General features: G+C 65.1%; 3 protein-coding genes. All 3 read left to right on the top strand.

Annotation, left to right across the window (positions count from 1 at the left end):
• Window positions 1–840: ABC transporter permease (locus EOD07_RS26080; protein WP_164772529.1), on the top strand; the 840-nt coding region annotated here is incomplete at its 5' end.
• Between the two features lie 26 nt (window positions 841–866).
• A complete protein-coding gene (locus tag EOD07_RS26075; RefSeq protein WP_127237458.1) occupies window positions 867–2927 on the top strand; it encodes a hydantoinase/oxoprolinase family protein in 2061 nt (686 codons plus the stop codon).
• Window positions 2928–2954: 27 nt separating this feature from the next.
• On the top strand, window positions 2955–3830 hold an 876-nt coding region (locus EOD07_RS26070), incomplete at its 3' end, for a hydantoinase B/oxoprolinase family protein (protein ID WP_164772528.1).

Genomic DNA, 3830 nt, shown 5'->3' with positions numbered 1-3830 from the left:
TTTCGCAACATCGCGCTGCAGGCGAGCTATCTCGCCATCTTCGCCATGGCGCAAACCATGGTGCTTTTGACGCGTGGCTTCGATCTCTCGCTCGGCTACACCGTCTCGCTGGTCAGCGTCGCCGCCTCGATGGCGATGGTGGCGATGGGCGGCGGCGACATTTCGATCCTCTATGGCGTCGGCGCGGCGGTTCTGATCGCCGGTGCGATCGGCCTCGCCAACGGCTTGCTTATCGCCGGCATCGGCATCAATCCGCTGGTGACGACGCTCGGCATGGCCAATATGGTGCTGGCCCTTGCTTCGACGATCAGCGGCGGCTTCCCCGTCACCGGCCTGCCGAAGAGCCTCACCGCCGAATTCGCGGAGGGTTCGTTGCTGGCCATCTCGACGCCGATCTGGATCGCCGCGCTGGTGTTCGTGCTTCTGTTCCTGACGCTCAAGGCGACGCGCTTCGGCCGCAGCCTCTATATCATCGGCGCCAATCCCAAGGCGGCTGTGGCGGCTGGCATCCGCACCATGCCGGTGCTGGTGCTGGCTTACATGCTTTGCGCGCTGCTGGCGGCGCTCGGCGCGCTTCTGCTCACCGCGCGCACCGGCTCGGGCGAGCCCAATCTCGGCGGCAATCTCACCCTGGAGGCAATCGCGGCCGCCGTGGTCGGCGGTGTGCGCCTTTCCGGCGGCGAGGGCGGCGTGGGCGCTGCCGTGCTCGGCGCGCTGTTCGTCACCGTGCTCTCCAACGGCATGAACCTCGTCCAGATCGACGGCTATCTGCAGCAGATCTGCCTGGGCGTCATCATCATCGTCAGCCTGATCGTCAATCGCGACGAAGCCAGGCGCTGATACTCCAACCTCTTCGGGAAGCTCGTATGGCCTATCAAGTTTGCATCGACATCGGCGGCACCTTCACCGACTGCCTCGTCTCGAACAGCAAGGGCGAGATCGCGATCTTCAAGTCGCCGACGACGCCCGGCGAATTCGAGAAGGGCTTCATCAACGTGCTGCATGTCGCGGCCGAGGGCTATGGCCTGAGCGGCGCCGACTTCATGAAAGAGATCGACCTCGTCGTGCACGGTTCGACCGTGTCGACCAACGCGCTGGTCGAACGCAAGACGGTCAAGGTCGGCCTTATCCTGACCGCCGGCCACCAGGACATCCTCGTGCTGCGCGAAGGCCCGCGCAAAGGCGCCTTCCAGTGGCGGCTGAACTATCCCGATCCCTATGTGCCGCGCCACCTGACCAAGACGGTCGCGGGCCGCATCGACGCGCGCGGCCGCGAGCTCGCGCCGCTGTCGCTGGACGACGTGCGCAAGGCGGCGGCCGAATTCCGAGGCCTCGGCGTCGAGGCGATCGCAGTCGGTCTGCTGTGGTCGGTGGTGAACCCGGCGCATGAGCTTGCCGTGCGCGAGATCCTGGAGAAAGAGCTGCCAGGCATCCCGGTGACGCTCAGCCACGAGATCAACCCGATGCCGCGCGAATACAAGCGCATCATCGCGGCCGCGATCGATGCCTCGATCAATCCGATCGTGCGCACCTATATCGAGAAGCTGAAGACGGCGCTCGACGAGGAGGGTTTCGAGGGCGAGCTGCTGCTTGCCAATTGCGTCGGCGGGATGATGCCTTTGGCCGACATGATCCGGAAGCCGATCTACAGCGTCATGTCCGGTCCGACGCTGGCGCCGATGGCGGCGTTGGCGCTGTCCGATGAGCCCGACATCATCGTCGGCGACATGGGCGGCACCACTTTCGACGTGTCGGCGCTGCGCGACCACCAGATCATCGTCACGCCGGACAGCATGATCCATGACGACTCGCTCGGCATTCCCAAGGTCGACGTGCGCTCGGTCGGCGCCGGCGGCGGCTCGATCGCCTTCGTCGACGAAGGCGGCCTGCTGCAGGTCGGCCCGCGCAGCGCCGGGGCCCGGCCAGGCCCGGCCTGCTACGGGCAGGGCGGCACCGAGCCGACTGTCACGGATGCCAATGTCGTGCTCGGCATCGTCGATCCGGATTATTTCCTCGGCGGCAAGATGCAGCTGAAGCGTGAGCTGGCGGAGGCCGCGGTCGACAAGATCGCCGCGCGGCTCGGCGTGACGCGCGAGGAAGCCGCCTACGCGATCTACACCACTTCCAACCACAACATGGTGGCGGCGATCGAGGAGATCACCGTGCGCGAGGGCATCAACCCGCGCGATAGCTTCTTTGTCTGCGGCGGCGGCGCCACCGCCATCCACATCGCCGAGATGGCCGACATCCTCGGCTTGAAGCGCTACATGGTGCCGCGCTTCATGGCCGGGCTCAGCGCCTTTGGCGGCCTGATCTCCGACATCCGCTCGGAAGAGAGCGCGGTGCTGCTCACCTCCGATGCGGACTTCAACGTCGCCGGCGTCAACGACGCGCTGAAGCGGCTGAAGCAGGCCGGCAACACCTTCCTCGCCGAGGCCGGCGTCGCGGCGGAGAACCGTCAGTTCGAGTTCTCCTTCCTCGGCCGTTACGAATACCAGTCCTTCGAGATCGAGGTGCCGTTCGAGGCCAAGGACGGAATGGTATCGGAGGGCGATCTGCCGGGTCTGGTCGAAGCCTTCCACAAGATGCATGAGCGCATCTATTCGATCCGCGCAGACAATGACGTCGTCGAGTTCACGGCATGGAAGCTGCGCGCCATCGGCAAGCGCTCGGGCCAGGACATCTGGCAGAAGAACACGCTGCCCGATCAGAATGGCCCCATCGACCTGAAGGCCAGGCGCGGCATCTATCAGCAGGAGAGCGGTCGTGTCGAAACGGTCCCGGTCTACGAACTTGCGCAGCTGCGCGCCGGCGCGCAGCTTGCCGGCCCCTGCCTGGTCGAGGCGGAGACCTTCACGGCCTATCTCAAGGATCAGCATCAAGGGCAGATCGACCGCTACGGCAATCTCGTCGTCAACATCGCCTAGTTCAACAATCACGTGAGAGAACGACCCATGGACTCCATCAACAGGCTCGAGCTCGACGTCGCTGAACGCCGTGTCGACCCCTTCCTGATGTCGGTGCTGAAAAGCCGCTTCGAGGCGATCGTGCGCGAGATGACGCTGGTCGTCATGCGTGCCAGCCGCTCGGCGGTGATCAAGAACGCGCGCGACTTCTCCTGCGCCATCCTGACCTATGATCATCGGCTGGTCTCGGTCGAGGACGCGCTGCCGATCCACGTCATGTCGATGGACATGGCGACGCGGCCGCTGACCGACCTGTTCGACGACATCACGCAGGGCGACATCTTCCTCAACAACTGCCCCTATACCGGCGGCACCCATCACGCCGACCTGATCATGGCGATGCCGGTGTTCTTCGAGGGCGAGCCGCTGTTCTGGGTCGTGGCGCTGTCGCACCACGCCGACACCGGCGCGCCGGTGCCGTCGACCTATCTGCCTTTCGCCAAGAACATCTTCGAGGAAGGCATGCACTTCCCCTGCGTGCGCGTCGCGCAGAATTACGAGGAGAAGAAGGACATCCTGCGCATCGGCACGATGCGCAACCGTGTGCCGGACATGTGGCTGGGCGACGTGCGCGCGCAGATCGGCGCCTGCCGCACCGGCGAAAGGCGTATCGGTGAGCTGTTCGCGCGCTACGGCCGCGACACCATCCTCGGCTTCGTCGAGGACTGGTTCGATTACGGCGCGCGTTGCGCCAAGGCGGCGATCGCCAAGCTGCCGGCCGGCAGCTACAGCTACGAAACGCGCCATGATCCGGTGCCGGGCGTCGCCGACGAAGGCATACCGGTCAAGGTGACGATCAATGTCGATCCGGAAAAGGGCGAGATCGTCGTCGACGTGCGCGACAACATCGACAATGTGCCGGGC

It is taken from the genome of Mesorhizobium sp. M2C.T.Ca.TU.002.02.1.1, assembly GCF_003997225.1.
Note: the sequence above shows the minus strand (reverse complement) of the source record. Positions and strands in the feature narration are given on the sequence as shown.